General features: G+C 64.1%; 22 protein-coding genes and 1 pseudogene. 11 read left to right on the top strand and 12 right to left on the bottom strand.

What is annotated here, in order from left to right; genetic code table 11:
- Positions 1 to 53: 53 nt before the first annotated feature.
- From P5W99_RS22425 to P5W99_RS22410, 4 genes are all read right to left on the bottom strand, one after another.
- Positions 54 to 479 (bottom strand): organic hydroperoxide resistance protein, encoded by a 426-nt coding sequence (locus P5W99_RS22425; protein ID WP_421025590.1) that lies wholly within the window; start codon positions 477 to 479, stop codon positions 54 to 56.
- Positions 480 to 724: 245 nt separating this feature from the next.
- A complete protein-coding gene (locus tag P5W99_RS22420) occupies positions 725 to 1,291 on the bottom strand; it encodes a TetR/AcrR family transcriptional regulator (protein ID WP_421025589.1) in 567 nt (188 codons plus the stop codon).
- A 104-nt stretch (positions 1,292 to 1,395) separates the two neighbouring features.
- Positions 1,396 to 2,031 (bottom strand): LysE family translocator, encoded by a 636-nt coding sequence (locus P5W99_RS22415; RefSeq protein ID WP_434663010.1) that lies wholly within the window; start codon positions 2,029 to 2,031, stop codon positions 1,396 to 1,398.
- A 204-nt stretch (positions 2,032 to 2,235) separates the two neighbouring features.
- Positions 2,236 to 2,952, bottom strand: a complete 717-nt coding sequence (locus tag P5W99_RS22410) for a CerR family C-terminal domain-containing protein (RefSeq protein ID WP_421025587.1) — start codon at positions 2,950 to 2,952, stop codon at positions 2,236 to 2,238.
- A 112-nt stretch (positions 2,953 to 3,064) separates the two neighbouring features.
- Between P5W99_RS22410 and P5W99_RS22405 the strand changes: the two genes are divergently transcribed.
- From P5W99_RS22405 to P5W99_RS22395, 3 genes are read left to right on the top strand one after another with little or no spacing between them, the layout of a single operon-like run.
- Positions 3,065 to 4,201: an HlyD family secretion protein gene (locus P5W99_RS22405; RefSeq protein ID WP_421025586.1), complete on the top strand. Its 1,137-nt coding sequence runs from the start codon at positions 3,065 to 3,067 to the stop codon at positions 4,199 to 4,201.
- On the top strand, positions 4,194 to 5,789 hold the full coding sequence (locus P5W99_RS22400; protein WP_421025585.1) for an MDR family MFS transporter: 1,596 nt from the start codon (positions 4,194 to 4,196) through the stop codon (positions 5,787 to 5,789). The genes P5W99_RS22405 and P5W99_RS22400 overlap by 8 nt, the downstream gene beginning before the upstream one ends.
- 18 nt (positions 5,790 to 5,807) lie before the next feature.
- Positions 5,808 to 7,283: an efflux transporter outer membrane subunit gene (locus P5W99_RS22395; protein WP_421025584.1), complete on the top strand. Its 1,476-nt coding sequence runs from the start codon at positions 5,808 to 5,810 to the stop codon at positions 7,281 to 7,283.
- Positions 7,284 to 7,305: 22 nt separating this feature from the next.
- Here the strand turns inward: P5W99_RS22395 and kdgR are convergent, their stop codons facing one another.
- The 3 genes from kdgR to kduI form a co-directional block, all read right to left on the bottom strand.
- Positions 7,306 to 8,208: a DNA-binding transcriptional regulator KdgR gene (gene kdgR / locus P5W99_RS22390; RefSeq protein ID WP_421025583.1), complete on the bottom strand. Its 903-nt coding sequence runs from the start codon at positions 8,206 to 8,208 to the stop codon at positions 7,306 to 7,308.
- Positions 8,209 to 8,263: 55 nt separating this feature from the next.
- Positions 8,264 to 9,034 carry a 2-dehydro-3-deoxy-D-gluconate 5-dehydrogenase KduD gene (kduD, locus tag P5W99_RS22385; RefSeq protein WP_434663007.1) on the bottom strand — a complete coding sequence of 257 codons (771 nt, stop codon included), beginning with the start codon at positions 9,032 to 9,034 and terminating at the stop codon, positions 8,264 to 8,266.
- A 75-nt stretch (positions 9,035 to 9,109) separates the two neighbouring features.
- A complete protein-coding gene (kduI, locus tag P5W99_RS22380) occupies positions 9,110 to 9,946 on the bottom strand; it encodes a 5-dehydro-4-deoxy-D-glucuronate isomerase (RefSeq protein ID WP_421025581.1) in 837 nt (278 codons plus the stop codon).
- 303 nt (positions 9,947 to 10,249) lie between these two features.
- Between kduI and kdgT the strand changes: the two genes are divergently transcribed.
- Positions 10,250 to 11,266 carry a 2-keto-3-deoxygluconate transporter gene (gene kdgT / locus P5W99_RS22375; protein WP_434663004.1) on the top strand — a complete coding sequence of 339 codons (1,017 nt, stop codon included), beginning with the start codon at positions 10,250 to 10,252 and terminating at the stop codon, positions 11,264 to 11,266.
- 88 nt (positions 11,267 to 11,354) lie between these two features.
- Here kdgT and P5W99_RS22370 read toward each other — a convergent pair whose 3' ends face one another.
- Complete coding sequence (locus P5W99_RS22370; protein ID WP_421025579.1) at positions 11,355 to 12,797, bottom strand: NAD-dependent succinate-semialdehyde dehydrogenase; 1,443 nt, start codon at positions 12,795 to 12,797, stop codon at positions 11,355 to 11,357.
- A 507-nt stretch (positions 12,798 to 13,304) separates the two neighbouring features.
- Between P5W99_RS22370 and P5W99_RS22365 the strand changes: the two genes are divergently transcribed.
- Both P5W99_RS22365 and P5W99_RS22360 read left to right on the top strand, forming a co-directional pair.
- Entirely contained in the window at positions 13,305 to 14,114 is an 810-nt protein-coding gene (locus tag P5W99_RS22365) for a DUF2092 domain-containing protein (RefSeq protein WP_421025578.1), read from the top strand.
- 42 nt (positions 14,115 to 14,156) lie between these two features.
- Positions 14,157 to 14,681, top strand: coding sequence for a hypothetical protein (locus P5W99_RS22360; RefSeq protein WP_421027014.1), 525 nt, complete (start codon positions 14,157 to 14,159; stop codon positions 14,679 to 14,681).
- A gap of 47 nt (positions 14,682 to 14,728) precedes the next feature.
- On the opposite strand, the gene P5W99_RS22355 is transcribed toward P5W99_RS22360, so the two are convergent.
- Positions 14,729 to 15,082, bottom strand: coding sequence for a DUF1330 domain-containing protein (locus P5W99_RS22355; RefSeq protein ID WP_421025577.1), 354 nt, complete (start codon positions 15,080 to 15,082; stop codon positions 14,729 to 14,731).
- 336 nt (positions 15,083 to 15,418) lie between these two features.
- On the opposite strand from P5W99_RS22355, the gene P5W99_RS22350 reads away from it, so the two are divergent.
- Positions 15,419 to 15,640 (top strand): hypothetical protein, encoded by a 222-nt coding sequence (locus P5W99_RS22350; RefSeq protein ID WP_421025576.1) that lies wholly within the window; start codon positions 15,419 to 15,421, stop codon positions 15,638 to 15,640.
- Positions 15,641 to 15,666: 26 nt separating this feature from the next.
- Here the strand turns inward: P5W99_RS22350 and P5W99_RS22345 are convergent, their stop codons facing one another.
- Positions 15,667 to 17,802: a tetratricopeptide repeat protein gene (locus P5W99_RS22345; protein ID WP_434663000.1), complete on the bottom strand. Its 2,136-nt coding sequence runs from the start codon at positions 17,800 to 17,802 to the stop codon at positions 15,667 to 15,669.
- Between the two features lie 66 nt (positions 17,803 to 17,868).
- Positions 17,869 to 18,081, bottom strand: coding sequence for a hypothetical protein (locus tag P5W99_RS22340; RefSeq protein ID WP_421025574.1), 213 nt, complete (start codon positions 18,079 to 18,081; stop codon positions 17,869 to 17,871).
- 23 nt (positions 18,082 to 18,104) lie between these two features.
- On the opposite strand from P5W99_RS22340, the gene P5W99_RS22335 reads away from it, so the two are divergent.
- Positions 18,105 to 18,386 (top strand): aldo/keto reductase, encoded by a 282-nt coding sequence (locus P5W99_RS22335; protein WP_421025573.1) that lies wholly within the window; start codon positions 18,105 to 18,107, stop codon positions 18,384 to 18,386.
- Between the two features lie 109 nt (positions 18,387 to 18,495).
- On the opposite strand, the gene P5W99_RS22330 is transcribed toward P5W99_RS22335, so the two are convergent.
- Positions 18,496 to 19,548, bottom strand: coding sequence for an alcohol dehydrogenase (locus P5W99_RS22330; RefSeq protein ID WP_421027013.1), 1,053 nt, complete (start codon positions 19,546 to 19,548; stop codon positions 18,496 to 18,498).
- A gap of 280 nt (positions 19,549 to 19,828) precedes the next feature.
- On the opposite strand from P5W99_RS22330, the gene P5W99_RS22325 reads away from it, so the two are divergent.
- The 3 genes and pseudogenes from P5W99_RS22325 to P5W99_RS22315 all read left to right on the top strand — a co-directional run.
- Complete coding sequence (locus tag P5W99_RS22325) at positions 19,829 to 20,245, top strand: MarR family winged helix-turn-helix transcriptional regulator (protein ID WP_421025572.1); 417 nt, start codon at positions 19,829 to 19,831, stop codon at positions 20,243 to 20,245.
- Between the two features lie 35 nt (positions 20,246 to 20,280).
- Positions 20,281 to 20,475 carry a hypothetical protein gene (locus P5W99_RS22320; protein WP_421073366.1) on the top strand — a complete coding sequence of 65 codons (195 nt, stop codon included), beginning with the start codon at positions 20,281 to 20,283 and terminating at the stop codon, positions 20,473 to 20,475.
- 245 nt (positions 20,476 to 20,720) lie between these two features.
- Positions 20,721 to 22,849, top strand: a pseudogene (locus P5W99_RS22315) (hypothetical protein); the annotation flags it as partial.
- Between the last annotated feature and the right edge of the window lie 2 nt (positions 22,850 to 22,851).

Here is a 22,851-nt window from a genome sequence, read left to right as displayed (position 1 = left end):
CCTGCGCGGCGCGACCGGTCCGATCGGAAATCGAGAAAATAACCGGCGCGTCGTTAGACGATCGTCAGCGTGACGTCGATGTTGTTGCGCGTGGCGTTCGAGTACGGGCACACGATATGGGCCTTGTCGACGAGTGCCTGGGCAGCGGCACGGTCCATGCCGGGCAGGGAGATGCGCAGTTCGACTTCGATGCCGAAGCCGTTGGGAATCGCGCCGATGCCCACACGGCCAGTAATGGAGGCGTCGGCCGGAATGGCGATCTTGTCGCGTGCAGCGACGAACTTCATCGCACCGATGAAGCAGGCGCTATAGCCAGCGGCAAACAGTTGTTCGGGGTTGGCGCCATCGCCGCCCGCGCCGCCCAGTTCGCGCGGCGTGGTGAGCTTGAACTCGAGATGGCTTGCGGGCACCACTGCGCTGCCATCGCGGCCCCCGGTGGCGGTTGCTTCTGCAGTGTAGAGAACTTTTTCGATCGACATGGCTGACTCTCCTTGGTGAGCTTTGCAGCAAATGGCGCTGCGGGTGTGAATCGGCTGAATCATTAGTCGTCCAGACCGAGGGCGGTCTTCGCGACGAACTGCGCTACAACGTTACAGCGACAATATCGACCATTCGTGGCGTTCGCATGATCATAGTCGCCTACTCGCTATCTATTGATAGATAGATAAATACTGCCATAAAAAGGCGGCACGCCGCCTTCGTTCAAACATTTCCGATCGTCCCATCAGGGAACGGCTTTCCACATTGCTTCCACGTCTTCGAGCCGCGCCTTCGTATGAAACAGGCGGCTCGCCAGCACGCTGCCCTGCAGCGCCGCGAACAACGTGCGTGCCGCGCTTTCCGGCTTGCCGCGCGCAACTAGCGTGCCTTCCTTTACGCCTTGCGCCAGTACTTTTGCCAGCCACGCTTCGTTGGCGCGGAAGAATGCTTGCACGGCCTCGCGCACCGTCTCTGGCAGTGTGCCGATGTCGGCGGCCAGCATGCCGCACAGACAGATCTGGTCACCGTCGCCAAGCGTCTTGCCGAACATCCGCGTGTACCTTGTGAGCTTCTCGTTCGCGGGTAGCGCCGGGTCTACTGCCTGCAGGGCGCGCATGACTTCGCCGCTGTACTGATTCACCGCTTCGAGCACCAGGTCGTCTTTCGACGGAAAGTAATAGTGGATGCTGGACGTTTTCACGCCCACGAGTTCCGAAAGGTCGCGATAGCTGAAGCCGTTGTAGCCGCGCAGCATCATCAACGTGATGGCGTGGTCCAACACCTGCTCGCGTACTGTCAACTTCGTTTCCATGGGTTGGAATTTATCTACTGGAAGATAGGTTGTCAAGTGCGGAAACGAAATTTTGTTTCCTTCGCTCATCTTCGCTCCTTGTTGCTCCGCGGATCAACCGTGCTTCAGAGCCCTCGCCGGCCCGCGCTGAGGATCAGCCGCAAGCCGAGTGCGGCGATCGCGCCCGCCGCGATGCGGTCGATCCAATGCTTCGCGCGCAGATAAATATCGCGCGGGCGCTGGCTCGAAAAGCAAAGCGCGACTACGGTGTACCAGCCGGTTTCGATCGCGAACACGAGCGGCGGCAGCGCGAAATAGCACCAGAGCGGCGGATGCTGCGGGAGCAGCGCCACGAAGATGCTGCCGTAAGCCACGGCCGTTTTCGGGTTGCTCAATTGGGTCGTCAGGCCGGTCCAGAACGATTTGCCCGGACAGGCTCCCTGCGCTTCGCCCTTGCTCATGATCACAGGCTGGCCCGCGCCGCGCCAGATGCGCGAGGCAATGTAGAGGAGGTAGAGGCCGCCAGCGATCTTGAGTCCGGCGTAGAGCCACTTGACGCTGGAGAGGAGTGTATAGAGACCCGCCAGCGCAACGCCGGCAAAGCAGATCGCGCCGATGCCCATGCCGAAAGCAGTCGCGACACCGTCCCGGCGCGACAGGCCGATCGCGTTGCGCGCGACCATCACGAAGCTGGGGCCGGGGCTCATTGCGCCGAGCAGGACGGCGGCGAGAATGCTGACGACAGCAGTAGTGGGAGACATGGCGGGGCCGAAAGCACGGAATAAGTTTTTAACACTAGCACGCGCATAGACGCTTCGCACGAGCCAATTGGCGATGTTCGAATGCCAAAGTGTCCATGCCGATCGGGGTTTCCGAAGCGAATCCAAATGCTGGTTTGGTTCCGGATTGGAAACTCACGCGGGCGTCCGCTGCCTTTCGAGCCTCAAGCCGGCGTCAAGCAGGCTTCAAGCCCCGTGCGCGTCACGCTCCCGGCTCCAGTGTTCGAGCAGCACGCGCGTTTGTTCGCCGATGTTCGCCTTGAGGAACTCGGCTTTTGCGGCATCGATGTCTTTCCATTCGAGCATCGTGAGCGTCGAGCGACGCGCGACGTAGAAGAGCAGAAATTGCCCGTAAAGACTGAACATGCGCACGATGGTGAGCGGATCATCGGCGGCGAGGCCCGTGATGCGGGCCAGCAGTGCCGAGTTCACTACGTTCAGCGGCATGCGCACACGCTCGCGCAGCACCTCGGTGCCGATTTCGGGCTCGCCGCCGCCTTGCTCGCGCGCGAAAAAAAGCCGCTGGTCCGGCTCGCAGTGCTTTACGAAGGTGCGGTCGGCCACGCTGCGCTGAATGTCGAGAAACGCTTCGATGAGCACGGCGGTGTCGGCGTAGCGCTCGAGCGCCGTGCGGGCGCGCAGCACGGCGGGCTCGAAGGCCTCCCACGAAGCGTCGGCGAGTGACTCGGCACACGCGCGGTAAAGCCCTTCCTTGTTCTCGAAGTAGTACTGCAGCGCCGGTGCGTTGACGCCGGCGCGCGCTGCGATGTCCCGCGTCGAGGCGCCCTCGAAGCCGTGCTGCCCGAACAGGCTGATGGCGGCTTCGATGATCTTGCGGCGCGTTTCGTCTCCGCGCGCATAGCCGCCCGCCGCCGGGCGGCGCAGTCGTTTCGGTTCGTTCATAAGCATCCGGTTAGCACCCAGGTTTTCAGAAATATATCACTTGACACAATTTTTCCGAATGGAATAATTTTGCCAACTGGAATAATTCCGATCATTTAAGGTTCAGGCAAACATGTCTACGACTGCGGGGGCATCGGGGCGCGAAGCGTCGAGCGATGCCGTTTCGGCTGAAAAGCGTGGCACCCGGCGCATCGTGCTGGCGGGGCTCGGGCTCGTGGCGCTCGTTGCTTCGGTGGCATGGGGCGGCCACTGGTGGCTCGTCGGGCGCTTCATCGAGAGCACCGACGACGCTTATCTGAAGGCCGATAGCGTGACAATCGCGCCGAAGGTGAACGGCTATGTCACGGATGTTTATGTGGCCGACAACCAGGGAGTGAAGGCCGGCGACCCGCTCGTGAAACTCGACGCACGCCAGTACCAGGTCGCGCTCGATCAGGCGAACGCGACTGTGGACGCACGCAACGCGGACATCCAGCATGCCGAGGCGCAACTCGCGCAACAGCATGCCAACATTGCCCAGACCCAAGCGCAGCAGGAAGTGGCGCGCGTGGGCCTGCACCACGCTCAAGACGAAGTCGCGCGCTATGCGCCCCTTACCGCAATAGGCGCGGAAACCGCCGATCGTCTCGCGGAACTCAAGAGCCAGCGCGAACAGGCTCAGGCCAAGCTGGCCGCCGACACCGCCGCCGTGGAAGCCGCGCGCTCACAGATTGCCGCGCTCACCGCACAGATCGCACAGGCCCGCGCGCAACTCGAGGCGGCGCGCGCCAATGCTGCACAGGCGCAACTCGATCTGGACAACACCGTGGTGAGGAGCGCGCTCGCGGGGCGCGTGGGCGACCGCACGGTTCGCGTGGGCCAGTATGTGCAGCCCGGCACGCGCATGCTCACCGTGGTGCCTGTGCAGCAGACTTACCTCACCGCGAATTTCAAGGAAACGCAGATTGGCCGCATGCGCGTGGGCCAACCTGTGGAGATGCATGTCGACGCACTGCCGGGCCATACGCTGCATGGGGTGGTGGACAGCTTTTCGCCGGGCACCGGCGCGCAATTCGCGCTGCTGCCGCCAGAAAATGCCACTGGCAATTTCACCAAGATCGTGCAGCGCGTGCCGGTGCGCATCCGTGTCGAGACCGGTCCCGAAACGCGCGGCGTGCTGCTGCCCGGCATGTCCGTGACCGTGGACGTCGACACCCGTTCCGCTCGCGAGGACGACCGCCGCATCGACGCCGAGAACCATCGTGGCTGAGCACGCCACTGGACAGGCGGGCGCCGCGCATCCGCCCGGCGAGCGCGCGAGCGTGGCCGACTGGATCGCGGTGGCGGCCGGCGCGCTTGGCGCGCTGATGGCGACGCTCGACATTTCCATTACGAACTCGGCGCTGCCGCAGATTCAAGGCGAGATTGGCGCGACCGGCACCGAGGGCACGTGGATCTCCACGGGCTACCTGATGTCCGAGATCGTGATGATTCCGCTTGCTGCGTGGCTCACGCGGGTCTTCGGACTGCGAAATTTTCTGCTCGTCAATTCCGCGCTTTTTATCGGCTTTTCGATGATGTGCGGCTGGTCGAACTCGCTCGGTCTGATGATTGCAGGGCGCATCGGCCAGGGCTTCACGGGCGGCGCGATGATTCCCACCGGCCAGACCATCATCCGCACGCGTCTGCCACTCTCGCAGTTGCCGATCGGCATGACGGTGTTCGGCCTCATTGTGCTGCTCGGGCCGCTGCTTGGTCCGGTCGTGGGCGGCTGGCTTGCGGAAAACATCAGCTGGAGCTGGTGCTTCTTCATCAACCTGCCCGTGTGTCTCGCGCTCATCACGCTGCTGATCGTCGGTCTCGAGCCCGATCGCCCGCATTGGGAAGCATTTTTCAAGGCTGACTGGCTCGGCATCGCCGGGCTGGCGGTGGGACTGAGTTCGCTCACCGTCGTGCTCGAAGAGGGGCAGCGCGAGCGCTGGTTCGAATCGAACATGATCGTCACGCTCTCGTGGGTGACGATTGCAGGCATGGTGCTTATCGCGCTTTCGCAGTTCATGGCCAAAAAGCCGATCCTGCGCCTTTCGCTCATGCGCAATCCGCGCTATGCGAGTGTGATCGTGATCGTGTTTGCAGTGGGTGCGGGGCTCTACGGCATTTCGTATTTGCTGCCGCAGTTTCTCTCGCTGGTCGCGGGCTATAACGCGGAGCAATCGGGCGCGATCATGCTGCTTTCCGGCTTGCCCGCGTTCGCGATGATGCCCGTGTTGCCGCGCCTGCTGGGCAAGGTGGATTTTCGCGTGCTGGTGGTGAGCGGGCTGTTGCTGTTCACGCTCAGTTGCATGCTCGATATTTCGCTTACCGCACAGAGCGTGGGTCACGATTTCGTGTGGTCGCAACTGGTGCGCGGCACGGCGCAGATGCTCGCGATGATGCCGCTCAATCAGGCCTCGATGGCCGCCGTTTCGCGCGAAGACTCGGGCGATGCGGCAGGGCTCTATAACATGGCGCGCAATCTGGGTGGGTCGGTGGGGCTTGCGATCATCGGCACGCTCATCGACCGCCGCGAGACGTATCACACCGCCGTGCTGCGCGAGTCGATCAGCGCCAACTCGCTGATCGGACAGGAGCGCCTGGCGGCGGGCGCGGCGAACTGGTTCACGCAAACGGGCGACATGGCTTATTCGCAGATGCGCTCGCTCGGTCAGATCGCCCTGCAGATCCAGCAGCAAGCGCTGGTTATCACGTTTTCCGAAACATTCTGGGTGCTCGGCATCGCACTGGCGGCATGCGTCCCGCTGGCGCTTCTGCTCAAGAAACCGCAGCCCGGCGTGGATACGTCGTCGGCCGGCCACTGACGCTTCAACTTCTGACTCATGACGGCAATTCGCTCTTCCCGATCCGCAATCGCGCCGCTTACGGTACTGACGGTGCTGGCTGCCGCGTGTGCGCTCGCAGCTTGCACCGTGGGCCCCGACTATCGCGGTGCTCCGGCGGTCGAGCCGGAGGCGGTCAGCGCCGCCACCTTCGTTCGCATGCCTGCGCGGGGCGTGACGCCCGAACGCGCGCCTAGTGAATGGTGGCTCTCGTTCGACGACCCTCAGTTGAATGCGCTGGTTGCCGCTGCCTTCGAGCACAATCCCGATCTGCGCGCCGCCCAGGCGCGGCTGCGCCAATCGCGCGCGCAGTTGCAGCAGCAGCGCGCTGCGGAGCTGCCCAAGATCTCGGCCAACGCCGCCGCGCCGCGCTTGCGCGAACCCAATCTCAACGCATTCTCGCCGCAGCCCGGGAGCTCCGGGGCGGGGCGCGGCCCGCTGCAGTTTTACACGGCCGGCTTCGACGCATCGTGGGAGATCGATCTGTTCGGCGGCACGCGTCGTGCCGTCGAGGCGGCAAGCGACGAAGCCGATGCGGTGCAGGCCGATCTCGCCGATGTGCAAGTCTCGCTCGCGGCCGAAGTGGTTCAGGCTTACGTCGATCTGCGCGACGAACAGCAGCGCCTCGCGATTGCGCAGCGCAATGCGGATTTGCAGCAGCAGATGCTGACGTTGACCGAGCAGCGGCGCGCGGGCGGAACCGCGGCGGAGGTGGATGTCGAGCGATTGACCACCCAGGTCGAGACCACGCGCTCGACGCTCGCACCGCTTGCGGCACAGGTGGAAATGTCGCTCGACCAGTTGGCGGTGCTCACCGGCAAGGCGCCCGGCGCGCTCGATGCCGAACTGGCCGCGCCGCGTGCGCTGCCGTCGCTGCCTGCTTCGGTGCTCGTGAGCGACCCCACGACGATGCTCGCACAGCGCCCCGATATCCGCGCGGCCGAGCGCCGGCTGGCATCGAGCAATGCGCAAATCGGCGAGCACGTGGCCGACTTTTTGCCCAAACTCACGCTATTCGGCAGTCTGGGCTTCACGGCGGCCGACCCGGGCCATCTGATGCGCAAGAACAACTTCAGTTGGGCGGGGGTGCCGTATCTGCAGTGGAATGTGTTCGACTTCGGCCGCACGCTGGGCGCAGTGCATGGCGCCGAGGCCGCGCGCGACGAAGCAGAGGCGCGCTACGAAAAGGCCGTGCTCGCCGCGCTGCAGGACGCGAACGGCGCGCTTTCGCGCTATGGCTACCAGCGCGAGCATCTGCTGACGCTGCAAAAGGTGCAGAACTCGGCGCAGCGTTCGGCCACGCTGATGCGCGCGCGCTATCGTGCCGGGGCGTCGACGCTCGTCGATCTGCTCGACACGCAGCGCGCCGAATTCCTCGCGCAGCAAGATGTGATTGCGGGGCAGGCGCAGTTGCTCAAGGATTTTGTTTCGCTTCAGAAAAGCTTGGGGCTCGGCTGGCGCAGCAACGCAAGCTGAGCGCGGTGGCGCTCATCGGAAATCAGCCGGGCTCGGCGGCGGTGTGTTCGCGCGCCGCCGGCTCGTGATAGCCCAGTCGCGCCGAGATCGCCGCGCCCGCGCGTTTGAGCAGCGCGACGTAATGCGGTTTCGTATCGGCACCGCAGCGCATGGTCGGAAACGAAATCGACAGCCCTGCGGCGGCACGCCCGAACCGGTCGAACACTGGCACGGCGAGACACTGCAAGCCTTCCTCCTGTTCTTCGTTATCCTCACCAAAGCCTTGCTCGCGCACGTGCGGAAGAATGCTCAGCACCGCATCGGCACAAGAAAGCGTTTTCTGCGTCGACTTCCGGAATTCCACGTGCGAGAGGGTTTCCGCTGCCTCCTTGGGGTCCATCCAGGCGAGCAGCACCTTGCCGATCGCGGTGCTGTGCAGCGGATTGCGCCGGCCGATGCGCGATTGCATGCGCAGCCCGTAGTCGGCATCGATCTTGTGGATGTAGATGATCGCGTCCTCGTCGAACGCGCCCAAATGCACGGCTTCGCGCGTCATGGCCGCGATGCGGCGCATCTCGATGTCCGCTTCGCGCACGAGATCCACGCTCTCCAGCGCCTGCGCGCCGAGTTCGAAGAGGCGGATCGTCAGGCGGTAGCGGTCCGTTTCCACCTCTTGGGCGACATAGCCGAGTGCCTTCAAGGTTTGCAGCACCCGGTGCACCGTGGTCTTCGAGAGCGCGAGCCGTTGCGAAAGCTCGCTGATGCCGATCGGCCCGCGTTCGCCGAGCGCGCCGAGAATGGCAAAGACGCGACCGATCGACGAGGCCGATTCGCCTTTCTCGCCGCCGGCGTCGAGTTCGTTCATTGCGCCCGTCGTATTGCTGTGCGCACGCGCCGTGGCGCGCTCGCCTTGCTCGCTGCGTCGGCCTTTGCCCGTTGCTGCCATTGTTCCTGGTCCGTGTCGATGGGTGGTGCGTCAAGCATACCGCGTCCCGCGCCCGCTAGCGGGTCAGCCAACCGCCGTCCACCGCGAGCGTATGTCCGTGCACGTAGTCCGACGCGTTCGAAGCGAGAAATACCACTGGCCCCGCGAGGTCTGCGCTCGTGCCCCAGCGGCCAGCCGGAATTCGTCCGATGATTGCCTCGTTGCGCTCAGCATCTTCGCGCAGTGCCGTGGTGTTGGCGGTGGCCATGTAGCCTGGCGCGATCGCGTTCACGTTGATGCCGCGAGGCGCCCATTCGTTCGCGAGCAGGCGCGTGAGGCCGAGCACGCCGCTCTTGGCGGCCGTGTAAGAAGCCACGCGGACGCCTCCCTGAAACGACAGCATGGAAGCGATGTTGATGATCTTGCCGCCGCTTTGCTGCTTGACGAACTGACGTGCAGCGGCCTGGGCGAGGAAGAACACGCTCTTGAGGTTGACGTCCATGACGGCATCCCAGTCGTCTGGCGCGAACTCCAGTGCGTCGCAGCGGCGGATGATGCCGGCGTTGTTCACGAGCACATCGATGCGCCCGCAGGCTTCGAGCGCGGCCCGCACGATGTCCTCGACAGGCGCGATGGAGGCGAGGTCGGCACGCACGTCGATGAAGCGGCGTCCGGTTGCTGCCACGCTCGCCGGCGTGTTTCCCGGCCCGCGCCGGCTCACGCCGACGATATCGCAACCCGCCTGTGCGAGTGCGGTGGCCATGCCGGCGCCGAGGCCGGCGTTGCAGCCGGTGACGATCGCGACCTTGCCGCTGAGGTCGAATGGATTGACGGTGCTGAATACCATGGGCTCGGTGCCTTGCGAAAGACGATGCGGCGGACGAAAGTTTTCCTGATTTCCGATGAGAAAGCGTGCGTGCGATCAGCGCAGATCGCGCACGCCGATATGGTCCATGTCGCTGAATACCTGGTTTTCGCCGGCCATCCCCCAGATGAACGTATAGGCGCGCGTGCCGACACCCGAGTGAATCGACCAGCTCGGCGAAATCACGGCCTGTTCGTCGTGCACGATCAGGTGCCGCGTTTCACGCGGCTCGCCCATCATGTGAAACACAGCTGCGTCGTCGGCGAGGTTGAAATAGAAATACACTTCCATGCGCCGCTCGTGCGTGTGGCACGGCATGGTGTTCCAGAGGTTGCCGGGTTCTAGCTTCGTCACGCCCATTGAGAGCTGGCATGTGGACAGAACTTCCGGCACGAGGAATTTGTAGATCGTGCGCCGGTTGCTCGTGGCGCGGTCGCCCAGCATCTGCGGCGACGCTTGTGCAAGCGTGATCGTGCGGGTGGGGTGCGTTTCGTGCGCAGGCACGCAGTTCAGATAAAACTTCGCCGGGCGCGCGGCTTCGTCGCTGCCGAAGGCGAGATTCCGCGCGCCTTTGCCGATATAGATCGCTTCCTCGTTGCGCACGGCGTGGCGCGCGCCGTCCACGTCCACCCAGCCATTCCCGCCGATATTGATCGCGCCCAGTTCGCGCCGCTCCAGCAGATGGCCCACACCGATCGACTGGCCGAGCGACGCTGGCACTTCCACGGCGCGTGTGACGGGAAACGCTCCGCCAACGATGATGCGATCGACATGGCTGTAGGTGAGGCGCAACGCGTCGCGCTCGAAAACCCGCTCGATGAGAAATGCCTTGCGCAGTCCTTCGGTGTCCAGCGTCCTTGCATATTCGCTGTTGATGCTTTGTCGCACTTCCATGCAGGCTCTCCGTTGAATGGAAAGGCGCGCTCGCGCCCGATTGGATTGACTATAGTGCAGATCTAAATTTTCGGAACATCGGTCCGAAACTGTTCGCTGCCATAGCGAGCAAGCAAGCAGCCCAGATAATGGGAAAATCCAATAAATACGCGGGTATACGTTGACGAAAGCTGCATGAGAAACCGGAACGGTGTTCCTTTTACGCTGCTATTCTTTTCTCGAAGGGAGCATCTCGACCACAAGCCGGACGCCATGCACTTGAGTGCCGATCCGGCGAAGCGATGTGAAGTTCAAGGAGGAGGCATGAAGCTGAAGAAGGCCATCGATCGCATACCGGGCGGCCTGATGCTGGTGCCGTTGCTGCTCGGCGCCTGTGTTCACACGTTCGCGCCCGGCGCCGGCAAGTACTTTGGTTCATTCACCAATGGATTGATCGCGGGAACCGTGCCGATTCTCGCGGTCTGGTTCTTCTGCATGGGCGCGACCATCGACCTGCGCGCAACCGGCACAGTGCTGCGCAAATCGGGCACGCTGCTCGTGACGAAGATGGCAGTGGCGTGGGTCGCCACGCTGATTGCAGCGCGCTTCATTCCGGTGGATGGCGTCAAGGCCGGTCTTTTCGCGGGGCTATCGGTGCTCGCGATCACGACTTCGATGGATATGACCAACGGCGGTCTTTATGCCGCCGTCATGCAGCAGTACGGCACCAAGGAAGAGGCGGGCGCGTTCGTGCTCATGTCGATCGAATCGGGGCCGCTCGTCAGCATGATCATTCTCGGCGCAACGGGCGTGGCGTTCTTCGAACCGAGGCTCTTCGTGGGCGCGGTGCTGCCATTCGTCGTGGGCTTCGTGCTTGGCAACCTCGATCACGAGTTGCGCGACCTGTTCGGCCGTTGCGTGCATCCGCTGATTCCGTTTTTCGGTTTCGCGCTCGGCAACGGCATCGATCTCAACGTGATCGTGAAGAGTGGCTTTGCGGGCGTGGTGCTCGGGCTTGGCGTGATCGTCGTGACGGGCATTCCGCTGATTTTCGCCGACCGCTGGATCGCGGGCGGCAACGGGGCGGCGGGACTCGCGGCGTCGTCCACGGCAGGCGCCGCAGTGGCGAATCCCGCGATCATCGGCGAAATGATTCCCCGCTTCAAGCCGCTCGTGCCCGCGGCCACGGCAATGGTCGCTACCGCGTGTCTGGTCACGGCAATACTCGTGCCCATTCTCACGGCCCTCTGGGTGCGCAGGAGGAGTGCGCGAGACGCCTTGCGCGAGGAATTCATGGGGCCGGCGGTGCCGCCGATCGCGGGGCACGATGCACATGTTTAGGTGCGCGAACTAATGCGCTAGCACGCTAACGCATTCATGTACTGCCGCGCGCCGCGCGCGAAATCCTCGTGCGCGGCGCGTTCGTCTATCACCGATGCTCGGTGACGAACTTGGTCACGAGATACGCTTCCATGGCTTCAGTGCCGCCTTCCGAGCCATAGCCCGAGTCCTTCACGCCGCCGAACGGCACCTCGGGCAGGGCGAGCCCATGGTGGTTGATGGACAGCATGCCCGTCTCGATGTCTTCCGAAAGCGCCGCCGAGGTCGCGCTCGAGCGCGTATAGGCATACGCGGCGAGGCCGTAGGGCAGGCGGTTCGCTTCCGCCACGGCGTCTTCGTAGCGCGAGAAACGCGTCACGGGCGCGAGCGGGCCGAACGGCTCTTCATTCATGATGCGCGCGGAGAGCGGCACATCGGTCAGCACGGTGGGCGCGAAGAAGTAGCCTTCGCGGCCCACGCGCTCGCCGCCGGTCAGCACCTTTGCGCCGTGCTCGCGCGCGTCGGCCACGAGGCGCTCCATGGCGGCAAGGCGCCGGTCGTTCGCGAGCGGACCCATCTGCACGCCTTCGGCGAGGCCGTTGCCCACCTTGATGGCCTTGGTGGCCGCCACGAAGTGCTTGAGGAACTCGTCGTACGCGGCGTCTTCAATCATGAAGCGCGTGGGCGAAATGCATACCTGGCCCGCGTTGCGGAACTTGGCTCCTGCGAGCAGCTTCGCGGCGCGCGGGATATCCGCGTCGGCGAACACGAGGGCGGGTGCATGGCCGCCGAGCTCCATCGTCGCGCGCTTCATGTGCTCGCCGGCCTTGGAGGCCAGCAGCTTGCCCACGGGCGTGGAGCCCGTGAAAGAGATTTTGCGGATGGCCGGGTGCGCGATCAGATACGACGACACTTCCGAAGGCACGCCGAACACGAGATTGAGCGCGCCCTGGGGCAGGCCCGCGTCGATGAACACCTGCACCAGCGCCGCGCAGCTCGCGGGCGTTTCTTCCGGTCCCTTGAGCACGACGGTGCAGCCCGATGCGAGCGCGGCCGATACCTTGCGCACCGCCTGATTGAGCGGGAAGTTCCAGGGCGTGAAGCAGGCGACCGGGCCCACGGGTTCGCGCGTGACGATCTGGCGGACCGCGTCGGTGCGGGAGGGCACCACGCGGCCGTAGGTGCGGCGGCCTTCTTCGGCGAACCAGTCGATGACGTCGGCGCCCGCGAGCGTTTCGCCCTTTGCTTCGACTAGCGGCTTGCCTTGCTCGCGCGTCATGATCGCAGCGATGTCGCCGGCGCGCTCGCGCAGGATATCGGCGGCGCGGCGCATCAGCTTGCTGCGTTCGAGCGGCGAGACTTTGCGCCAGGTGGCGAAGGCGCGTGCGGCGGCGGAAGCGGCGTCCGAGAGGTCCTGCTCGCTGGCGAGGCTCAGGCGGCCGATCTCCGCCTCGGTGGCGGGGTCGATCACGGCAATCGTCTTTGCGCCGGCGCGCCACGCGCCATCGACGTAAATCTGGGTATCCGGATAAGGCTTCACGCTGGAACTCATGATCGAACAATCCTCTTCAACGGTGCAACGGTGGGAAGCGGGCGCCGCGCACGGCAACGCGGAAGGCGCCGTGGCCGGGAACTGCCTGAGAGCCGTCCATTCTGCCATCGCCGCGCGCATTCTGCAGTCTCGTGTCCCCCCGGACCGCGGGCATTCTGCCCTGCGCCAGTTCGATAGCGTGACGCAAGCGACAGCGGGCCTTGCTCGACCGCCGCTTCATTTGAGTCGACGCAAACCCGTGGAATGACTCAGACGCTATGCTTGCGGCCGGCATGCATATTCGCGCACCGGCACAGATGTATTTGCGGTTCGAGTGCGAATCTTTACAGTAGCGCCGATTAATTAAATACGTGCTCGCGTCCCTGAGACTTGCCCGAATGCATTGGTGATGAAATTCACGAAACGGAAGTAAAGTTACACTGTTGTTCCGCGGCACAAACGACTATTCAGGGGTTGAAGCTCAACGTTGCGAAATCGGCCTGCCAGGCCAATTAAAGGAGAAGAAGCGTGACGCAAAAGTTTACCAGGTTGGCACTTGCCGCTGCGATTGCTGGCGCATTATGTGCTTCGGGAGGTGCCGCAATGGCGGCATCGAAGGCGGCATCAAAGGCAAACGCACCGTCTGCCGCGCATAAGCCGGATCCGGCGGCAATCGATGCGCTGGTCAAAATGAACAATTACTTGCAAACCGTCAAGCAATTCGCTCTCGATGTCGATTCGACGACGGACCAGATCATGGTCGATGGTCCGACGACGCAACTGATCCAGATGTCGCACAACACGAAGATGACCGTGAGCCGCCCCGATTCCCTCAAGGCGGATATCGTTGGCGGCGCGCCCGGCAACAGCCGCCACGCGATTTATGACGGCAAGACCTTCACGCTCTATACGGAGCCGGCCAACTATTACGCAACGGTCCCCGCGCCGTCGACGATCAAGGAACTGATCGGCGATCTCGAGTCCAGGTATGGCGTTGAATTGCCGCTGAACGACATCTTCTCGCTGGGCGCGGATCCGGCAGCCTTTGCCGATGTGATTTCAGCGGTATATGTAGGCGACGAAGTGGTAAGCGGAAATACCTGTTCGCATTACGCTTATCATCAAAAGCATATCGATTGGCAAATCTGGATTCAGAAAGGCGAGCAGCCGCTGCCATGCAAGTTGAATATCGTGACGTCGGCGGACAAGGAGCGACCCCAATATACGGCTGTGTATCGCTGGAATCTCAAACCCGAGATCACGCCGGCGACATTTAAATTCAAGCCACCTGAAAATGCACATCAGATCAAATTTGTGCAATCCAGCGCCGCCCAATAATATTTTCATACAGGGATCACCATGCACTCGAAAAAATTCTTGATGACAGCGGTCGCCGCGCTGTTAGCGGCGGGAGTGGCAACGACCGCCGGCGCGTTTCAGACTCGAGGCGGCGCGCGGACATCGGTGAGCGGGGCTAACGGAGGAGGCGCGAATCCGGCCAATGTCCAGACCCGGCAAGAGAACCGCACCGCGCGCTCGGCCGATCGCCAGAACACCATGCAGCAAACCAGTGCGAACCGGGCCAACGCGGCGACGAACATCAGCAACAACCGCGCGAATGTCGCGAACAACGTCAGCAATAACCGGGCCAATGTCGCCAATAACTACAACGACAACCACAACAGCTGGTACAACGACCATCCGGTGGCAACGGCGGCTGCCGTGACCACGGCGGTGGTCGGCACAGCGGCCGTGATCGGTTCCATCGTCCACACTTTGCCGCCTAGTTGCTCGGCCATGACCGTCAACGGCGTGACGTACCAGCAATGCGGCTCGACGTGGTATCAGCCGCAATACTCGGGCACTACGGTGCAATACGTGGTGGTCAACGCGCCGCCGCACTAAGGAGCGCGCGGGCGCCTGTGCCTGAACCGTGTCGCCCCGGCAGGGCATCAGGGGGCGACGCCGGTTGCGGGCATGGGCACGCCCGCGAGCACGTCGGCGGCGCGGTGCGGCTGCGCAACCTGGTCGACGATGAACACCTCGCCGCTCGAGTGCTGCGTGCGCAACGGCAAGATGGCCTGATAGGCTTGCGAGCAATACCACGCTCGTGCGCGCTTGCGGTCGTCGAATTCGATCACGATCAGATTGCCCCTGAACTTTCCTTCGAGCCGCTCCACGGGGCCGCCGTGGATGATGAAGCGCCCGCCGAACGGCGCGAGCGTGGCGTCGATCTTCTCCAGATATTCGACGATATCGGCGCACAGTTCGGTCTGGTGCAGATGGGCGATGGCGTAGGCGGTCATGATGTCCTCGCGGAGGCTGGGAAATGGGTGGGAGCTGCTTGCGAGAATAGGGCGGCGCGCGAGGCGAATCGATTACCTCTGGGGTAATGCAAAAAAGTGCTTGCAAATGCCTGGGGAAAACCCTAGAATGGTCTGGTCTCCTCCATGTCTCCTCCTGATATGGATTTAGCCCGCCTGCTCAGGCGGGCTTTTTCTTTTCCGGCGTTGGAAATGCGCCTCTCTCGTGTCCGGTCCGGACCTGTCCCCATTCACTTGCGGTCAAGCTTCGAGCGTAAAATTGACTCATCGGCGTCCCAGCCGGGACGCCCAGGCGCTCAACGCAGCACTCAAGCCCCAATGAAATCGTCTCCCGCGCAAGACCCGAACAAGCGCAAGCAGCCGCCCACCTGGGTGCTCAACACGCTAACCGTGCTCGTTGGGTTGCTCACGCTCGCCGTAGGCCTGGGCTGGCTGATCTACAGCTGGGAAGTCGACCGGGAGATGCCTTATTTCGCGATCCCGCTCGTGCTGTGCGTGCCGGTGATCGCGGCCGTGGCGTTCCGCAATATCTGGGACTGACGCAAGCGGGCCGGGTGCGGGTGGCGCTACCGGCCGAAGAGCTCCACGCACGCCTGCCGCACGCGCTCGACCGGCGCGTGCCATGTTTCGTCGACGGACTGGCGGAACAGCCGCACCGTCTGCGGATACCACGGCGAATCCTCGCGTGCGTGAAGCCAGCGCCAGTCGACGTCGCGGCGCGGCAGCATCACCCAGCAGGGCGTGCCGAGCGAGGCGGCCAGATGGGCCGTCGAAGTGTCCACGCAGATCAGCAGATCGAGCTGCGAGACGATAGCGGCCGTATCCACGAAATCGGCAATTTCTCCCCCCAGGTGCAGGATCGGCCGCTGCGCTTCATTCGCCTCGTCCGCTTCGTTTTCTCCCGCGCCTTTTTGCAGGCTCACGAATTTCAGCCCCGGCACGCTCCAGAGCGGCGCGAGCACCGCGAGCGAGGGAATCGAACGATGCGTGTCGTTGTGATGCTGCGGATTGCCTTTCCACACGAGCCCGATACGCGGGCCGGCGCCGAGTGTCGCGAGGCGCCCCCCCCATTTGCGTACGAGCCCGGAGTCGAGCACGAAGCGGGTGGGCGGCGGCGTCGTGTCGAGGGTGGTGGCGAGATGCAGCGGCAGGCTCAGCGGACTCGCCCAGTAGTCGAACCCGGCGGCGCGCGCGACGGCTTCGGCGTGAGTGAGCACGGCGTCGATGCCTTCGACGCCCGCGAGCACGCGATGCAGGGCGTCGACGCAGCCGAACGCCACCCGCGTCGCGCCGCGTGCCTTGACGAGGCGCGCGTAGCGGGCGAACTGGAGCATGTCGCCGAGGCCGTCTTCCTGCCACAGCAGCAGCGATTTGCCGGCCAGCGGCTGGCCTTGCCAATGCGCGCAGCTGAGCATCCCGCGCGAGGCGAAATGCACGAAGCCGGTGTTTTCGTAGCGCCGTTCGTAGAGGCGCCAGCCTTCCTCGTAGCGGCCCATGGCGATGAGCAGCGTGGCGAGGCGAAACACGGCATCGCCGTAAGCCGGTGCGAGTGCAATTGCGCGGCGATATGCGGCTTCGGCTTCTTCCAGCGCGCCCAGCTCCTTCAGGACGCCGCCCAGATTGAAATGGGCTTGCGCGAGATGGGCGTCGCATTCGAGCGCCTGCCGAAGTGTCGCGAGCGCTTCGGGCAGACGGCCTAGCGTGCCCAGCATGCAGCCGAGATTGTTGAGCGTTTGCGCGTGCGCCGGGGCGAGCCGCAGGGCCGTGCGCCAGGCCGTTTCGGCTTCGGGGTAGCGTTCGAGCTGTTGCAGCGCGACGCCGAGGTTGTAATGCGCTTCGACATGGTCGGGGCGCAACGCGAGCGCTTGCCGATAAAGCCGCTCGGCTTCGGGCTGGCGCTTGAGTTCCGTGAGCACGCAGCCGAGGTTGTTGAGCGCATCGACATAGTCGGGCCGTATCTGGATCGCGAGGCGGCATGCGAGCTCCGCCTCGACGAGCCGGCCGAGCGACTTGAGCAGCGCGCCGTAGTTGTTCAGCGCCTCGGGGTATTGCGGCTCGGCGAGCAGGGCCTGACGCCAGGCCTCTTCCGCGGCTTCGAGTTGGCCGCGCTCGCGCAGCAGCGTGCCGAGATTGTTGTGCGCGCGCGCATGGCGCGGGTTGTGCTCGAGCGCCGCGCGCCAGGACGCTTCGGCTTCGTCGCGGCGGCCCGCGTCGTGCAGGACCACGCCGAGGTTGTAATGCGCGTCCACGTGCCCCGGCTCGCGCGCGAGCGCCATGCGGCAGGCAAGCTCAGCTTCCTGCGTGCGCCCGAGCCGATGCAGCACGATGCCGAGATTGCTGTGCGCATCCGCGTTATGGGGGGCCACGGCGGTCAGTTGCCGCCAGACCATTTCGGCGGCAGCCCACTGGCCGAGCGCGGTGAGCATCGCGGCCAAGCCGTGCCAGGCATCGACGAACGCGGGCTTTGCGTCGATGCAGCGCTGCCACAGCGCATGCGCGGCATCGGTCTTGCCGGCGCCCAGTGCGCATAGCGCCGCGAGATGGAGCGTGTCGGCGAGATCCGCGTCGTCCGCGCGCGCGCGGTCGCCGACGAGCGGCGCGAGCATGGCGAGCGCTTCGCAGAAGCGGCCTTGCGCGCTCAGTGCGCTCGCTTCCTGCTGGCGGTCGGCGTGGAGGGGCGAGTCGGTGGGCGTCGGGGTCACGGTGGGCTGAGAAACAGAATGGGATGCTCCGAGCTTACGGCAGGCGGTGCGCGGGCAACGGCGCGATTAGAGCGGGACGGACCGGCCTGTTCGGGGAATCGCGTGCTTGCGGCTGCCTGCGGTTGGCTGCGATTGCCTGCGGCTGATCGCAATGGCCACCACACACAAGGTCGGCTCGGTGCCTTCCTCCACTACGGCAATGCCGAGTGTGACGGGACAGCGCAGGCCATTGAGCTTGATATCGTCAGCCAGTTCTGCGAGTTCATCGTCACTGTGCATCGGGAACATCGCAAAGCGCGGGCGTGGCCGGGAGGATGTATCACGAGCGCTACTGGCATGCGCGCGAGTTCGAGACCATCGAGACGCTGCGCGGCATCGTCGCGCAGGCCGGGCAGTCGCTCACGACCGCGTCGGTGGCGTGGGTGCTGGCCAATCCGCTCGTGACGTCGGTGCTCATTGGCGCGAGCCGGCCCGAGCAGCTTGACGCGTCGATCGCAGCAGTCGACCTCGCACTCGATCCCGCGCTGAAAACGCAACTCGACGAGGCGAGCGCTGCGTATCGTCTGGGCGATGCCGCGCGCTAAGCCGGCATTGATAATCCATAAATGATTTGCGATCCGAAATAAATCGTGGATGCAGAGAAGGGGCGCTTTGTGCGCCCCTTGCTTCATTACCGCAACGCCCGGACGGCCTTCAGGGTATCAGCACCTGACGCCCCACCACCTTCCCTTGCGCAAGCGCTTCGAGCGCCGCGTTGATTTCGCCGAGTGGCCGACTCGACACCGGTGAGGGCTGCATCTTGCCCTCGCGCATCAGTGCGACCAGCTCGCGCAATTCGGGCAGCGTGCCCACATAGCTGCCCTCGATCTTCAGCGGCCGCATGGGGATGATCGGCAGCGAGAGCGTGATGTCGCCGCCCATCAGCCCGACGATCACCACATGCCCGCCGCGCGTGCACGCATCGAGCGCGAGCTTCACCGTGGGCGTCGCGCCCACGAGGTCGAGCACGGCGCGCGCGCCGCCGCCGGTGGCCTTGACGACCTGCTCGACGGCGTCGGGTGCGCGCGCATCGATGACGGCAAGCGCCCCTTCCTTGAGCGCGGCCTCGCGCTTGGCGGCGTCCACGTCCACCACGATCGCGCCTTTCGCGCCCAGCGCCTTCAGCACCTCGATGGCCATCATGCCGAGCCCGCCCGCACCGATGATCACGACCGGCTCGTCATGAATGCGCGCGCCGAACTTCTTGATTGCCGAGTACGTGGTCACGCCCGCGCATGCGAGCGGCGCGGCCTTCACCGGGTCGAGGCCGCCGAGATCGACCAGATAGCGCGGATGCGGCACGATCACGTAATCGGCAAAGCCGCCGTCGCGCATCACGCCGAGCGACTGCGGCTTCGTGCAGATGTTTTCCTCGCCGCGCAGGCAGGCCACGCATTGCCCGCAGCCGATCCACGGATGCACCACCGCCATCGTACCGGTCTTCACGTCGCCGGCCTCGGGGCCGGCGCTCACCACTTCACCGCATATTTCATGACTCATCGTGAGCGGCAGTTTGATGCCGCGGTCGGCGAGCGAGAGCTTCTTGCCGCCGCCCAGGTCGTAGTAGCCCTCCCAGATGTGCAGGTCTGAATGGCAGAGTCCCGCGGCTTTCACGCGCACAAGCACTTCGGTGCCCGTGGGTTGTGGCGTTTCACGCTGCACGAGTTCTAGCGGCTGGCCATGGTGGGTCACGCAATAACAACGCATCTGCATGGATGTCTCCGTTGGAGTGGTGTGAGGCGATGTCGATTGGCTTCCATCATAACGGATCTGCAAATAATTCGTCCGGTCGTTCGATTTTATGGGAAGGCCGTCAGGCGCGCGCAGATGGGCGGTTAAACAGTTCGTATAACGTATTAAGTGTGAAGTGAGGGGTGCTACGACCGAAGCCGAACATCGCATCGAAAGAATTCGAAAATAGCCTGAATCAGGGACCTATCGTGTCGGATTGATTGCATGGCTAACGATAACCGTTTATCCTGTAGCCATGTTCGATCAGTGTCTTTACTTCAATACGTCGGCGCTCGCGCGGCGGCTGGAACGGGAATGGTCCGAGGCCTTCGAGCCTTTTGGCCTGACGCCGCCGCAAGGTTTCATGCTGCGCGCGGTGCTCGAGCGGCCCGGCTCGCTGCAGCGCGAACTCGCGGATCTGCTCTCGATTGCGCGGCCCACGGCCACGCGCGTGCTCGACGGGCTCGAGGCGCGCGGCTACGTGGCGCGCCAGCGCACTGCCGGCGACCAGCGCGAGGTGGCGATCGTGCCTACCGCACAGGCGACCTCGATACGCGAGGCGCTCAATCACGCGAGCGCGCAGGTCACCGGCCGCATCAAGCGCTCGCTGGGCGGCGAGGCCTTCGTGGATACCGTGAGCCGGTTACGCACGGTGCGCGCGACGCTCGGCTGACGCGCCGCGCACATCATGGGTTGGGGAGTTTCAACATGCGGCGCATGGCTGCTTTCTGTATTTCGACGTGGCTCGCTGCCGCAATTCTGTATCTGGGCCGCCATTCGGTGCCGATGATGGCGCTAAGCGGCGTGGTGGTGTTTGCGGGGCTCGATCTGTGCCGCCCCGACCGCGCGGGCGCGGAGGGCGCACAAGCGCGCGACGATGGCGAGCGGCACGGGCGTTCGTGACGCACCGGATCTTCCCAGGATGTTCAATCCAACCTCATCGGTAATTGGCGCCAGCATGTCAGCTGCTACCCAAGCCGAGTTCTTTTTGCGGGTTTCCTTGGCCACGTATCAGCGTGCATAACGTCCGAGGGCCGTTCAGTAGTTCACGCTCATCCACAATGAGGTAGAGGCTCGTCAATATTCGGGGGCAGAGACCCGATTACGATGTTGAACCCGGTCGCACTGCGGCCACAGGTTCAAAATCCATGAGCACGCGCGTTCCTCCTGTACCCACAGCATCGCCAGCACCCGCCTATACCCCGCTGAACTGGGCCTTTCCATTCACGCCGTCCGGCAATGGTGGCGCCACCGATCCGATGACGTACATGAAGGCGCTGGCGAAGGCCGGGGACGGTTTCTATCCGCTTGGCGTCAGCGGGATATGGCACGGCGGCGTGCACTTCGACCGCAACACCGCCGCGATGCTCAAGCAGGATGAAGGCGTGCGCGCCATCGCCGACGGCGAGATCGTGGCCTACCGGCTCGACAGTAAGTATCCCGAACAGATCTGGCGGGACAATCGCAAGGCGCTCTACTCCACGGGCTTCGTGCTGATCCGTCACAGGCTGCCGTTGCCGCCGGCGCCTGGTATTACGGGCAAGCCCGCGCCGGATGAAACGCTGACGTTCTTCAGCCTGTACATGCACCTGATGGACTGGAACAGCTATCAGGCCGCGAAGAAACAACCTGATCCGGCCACACCGCACCTGGAGCCGATGCCGTTCTGGGAAGGCGAGCGCTACTACCGCGTGGGCGACAGGTCGAACGACATGCAAACGCTGCCGAAACCCAAGCCGCCGCAGCCCGTGCCGGTGGACATCGCGAACCGGGACCTGCTTGGCGAATTCATCGATGCGGATTTCGTCGTTCCACCCCAGCCGCCCGTAGTCCAGCCGGTTGACAACACGCCGCCCCCCGCGCCCGTGAAGGGCATCCACTTCGCGACCTGGCGAATGGCAGAATCATCGGCATCCTGCCCCGTGGCGCTGAACTCCTGCTGTCCGAATCGGACCCGAGACATCCCGGCTGGCGAAAGATCAAGGCGCTCAGAAGCGGCGAGCCGGTCGCCCCGATTGCCGGCCAGCGGGTATCGGAGCATGCACGGTGGAGCTGGGTGTATGCGAAGGAACTCGATGCGGTTCTCGATCCGAAACCACTCGATACGGTGGTGGTGCTGAAACAGCCGTATCCCGTGAAGGCCGGCGACGTGGTGGGCCAGATGGGCCACTACGTGCGCTACACGGAAGCGAAGCTGCTGCCGCCGAAGCCGACCCGGCCGCTGCTGCATCTCGAAGTATTCGCGGGCCCGGAATTGCCGGCGTTCATCGAAAAGAGCCGCGCACGCGCAAAAGCGTTGCCGGCGGCGAAGACGTTTCTGGAGATTTCGCCCGGCGCGCGGCTCGTCATGGAGATCCCCGAGCCGGACCGGACGCTGCCCCAGAGCGCAGGCGGCCTGAAGCTCGTGCCAGTGGGCAAGGCGGAGGGTTCGCGATGGGTCAGGGTCCAGCCGAAGACGGTGACGATGCCCGCACGTGGAGGACACCGTGGCCAGCGCCCAACCCCGACGCTGACGAACGCCGGTTCCCCGGTGTGGGTGGAAGCCCAACTCGCGAACACAACGGCAACCGGTGTCGTAAAGGGATGGTCGGATTTCCCGCTGAATATCTCCAATGCGAAAGGCCCGGGCGCGGACTTCCGCGACGTATTCCGGCGCACCGATCTGGACCGGCTGGGCGCAGGTAATGTCGCCGTCGACGACAAGGGGCTGCACTGGTGGAACATCACGATCGGGACGAAGGATGGCTCAACCCTGCAAGGCTGGGTGTGCGAGGCACATCATCCGCTCGCGCGCCTGTGTGGCCCGTGGGACTGGCCGGGGTTCGAACTCGTCGACAACATCAGCTTCAGACCGGTCGACCTGTTCAAACGGCACCTCCATGTCACGGACCAGTATCTGGCCGACGAGGACAAGACGGCGTTCGAGCCGAGCGCGCTGAAGGTGAATGCCGGCGATCTGATCGTCAAGCTGGAGAAAGCGATCGATGCGAACCACGACGGCAAGGTGACGGCATACGAGTTGCAGCAGGCGCGGGAAACCCCGTGGATGGCCGAAGCGATCACGCATCTGGTGGTGCGCTCGGAAACCGAATGGGGCGGCGGGATGGGCAAATGGGAAGAGATGTCGCCGCTGATGAAGAATCTGCTGTGGCTGTGGCAGTCCGAGATAGAGCGGATCGGGAAACTGCAGTGGTGGGAGCAGGTGACTTCCGTCGAGGGATTTCCGCAAGAGCCGACGCCGTGGCATTTTCATCCGGTGGGGGTGGTGGGGAGTTTTGT

The sequence above is a fragment of the Paraburkholderia sp. A3BS-1L genome (genome assembly GCF_051125215.1).
Lineage (GTDB): Bacteria > Pseudomonadota > Gammaproteobacteria > Burkholderiales > Burkholderiaceae > Paraburkholderia.
This window is presented reverse-complemented; position numbering and strand designations above follow the sequence as displayed.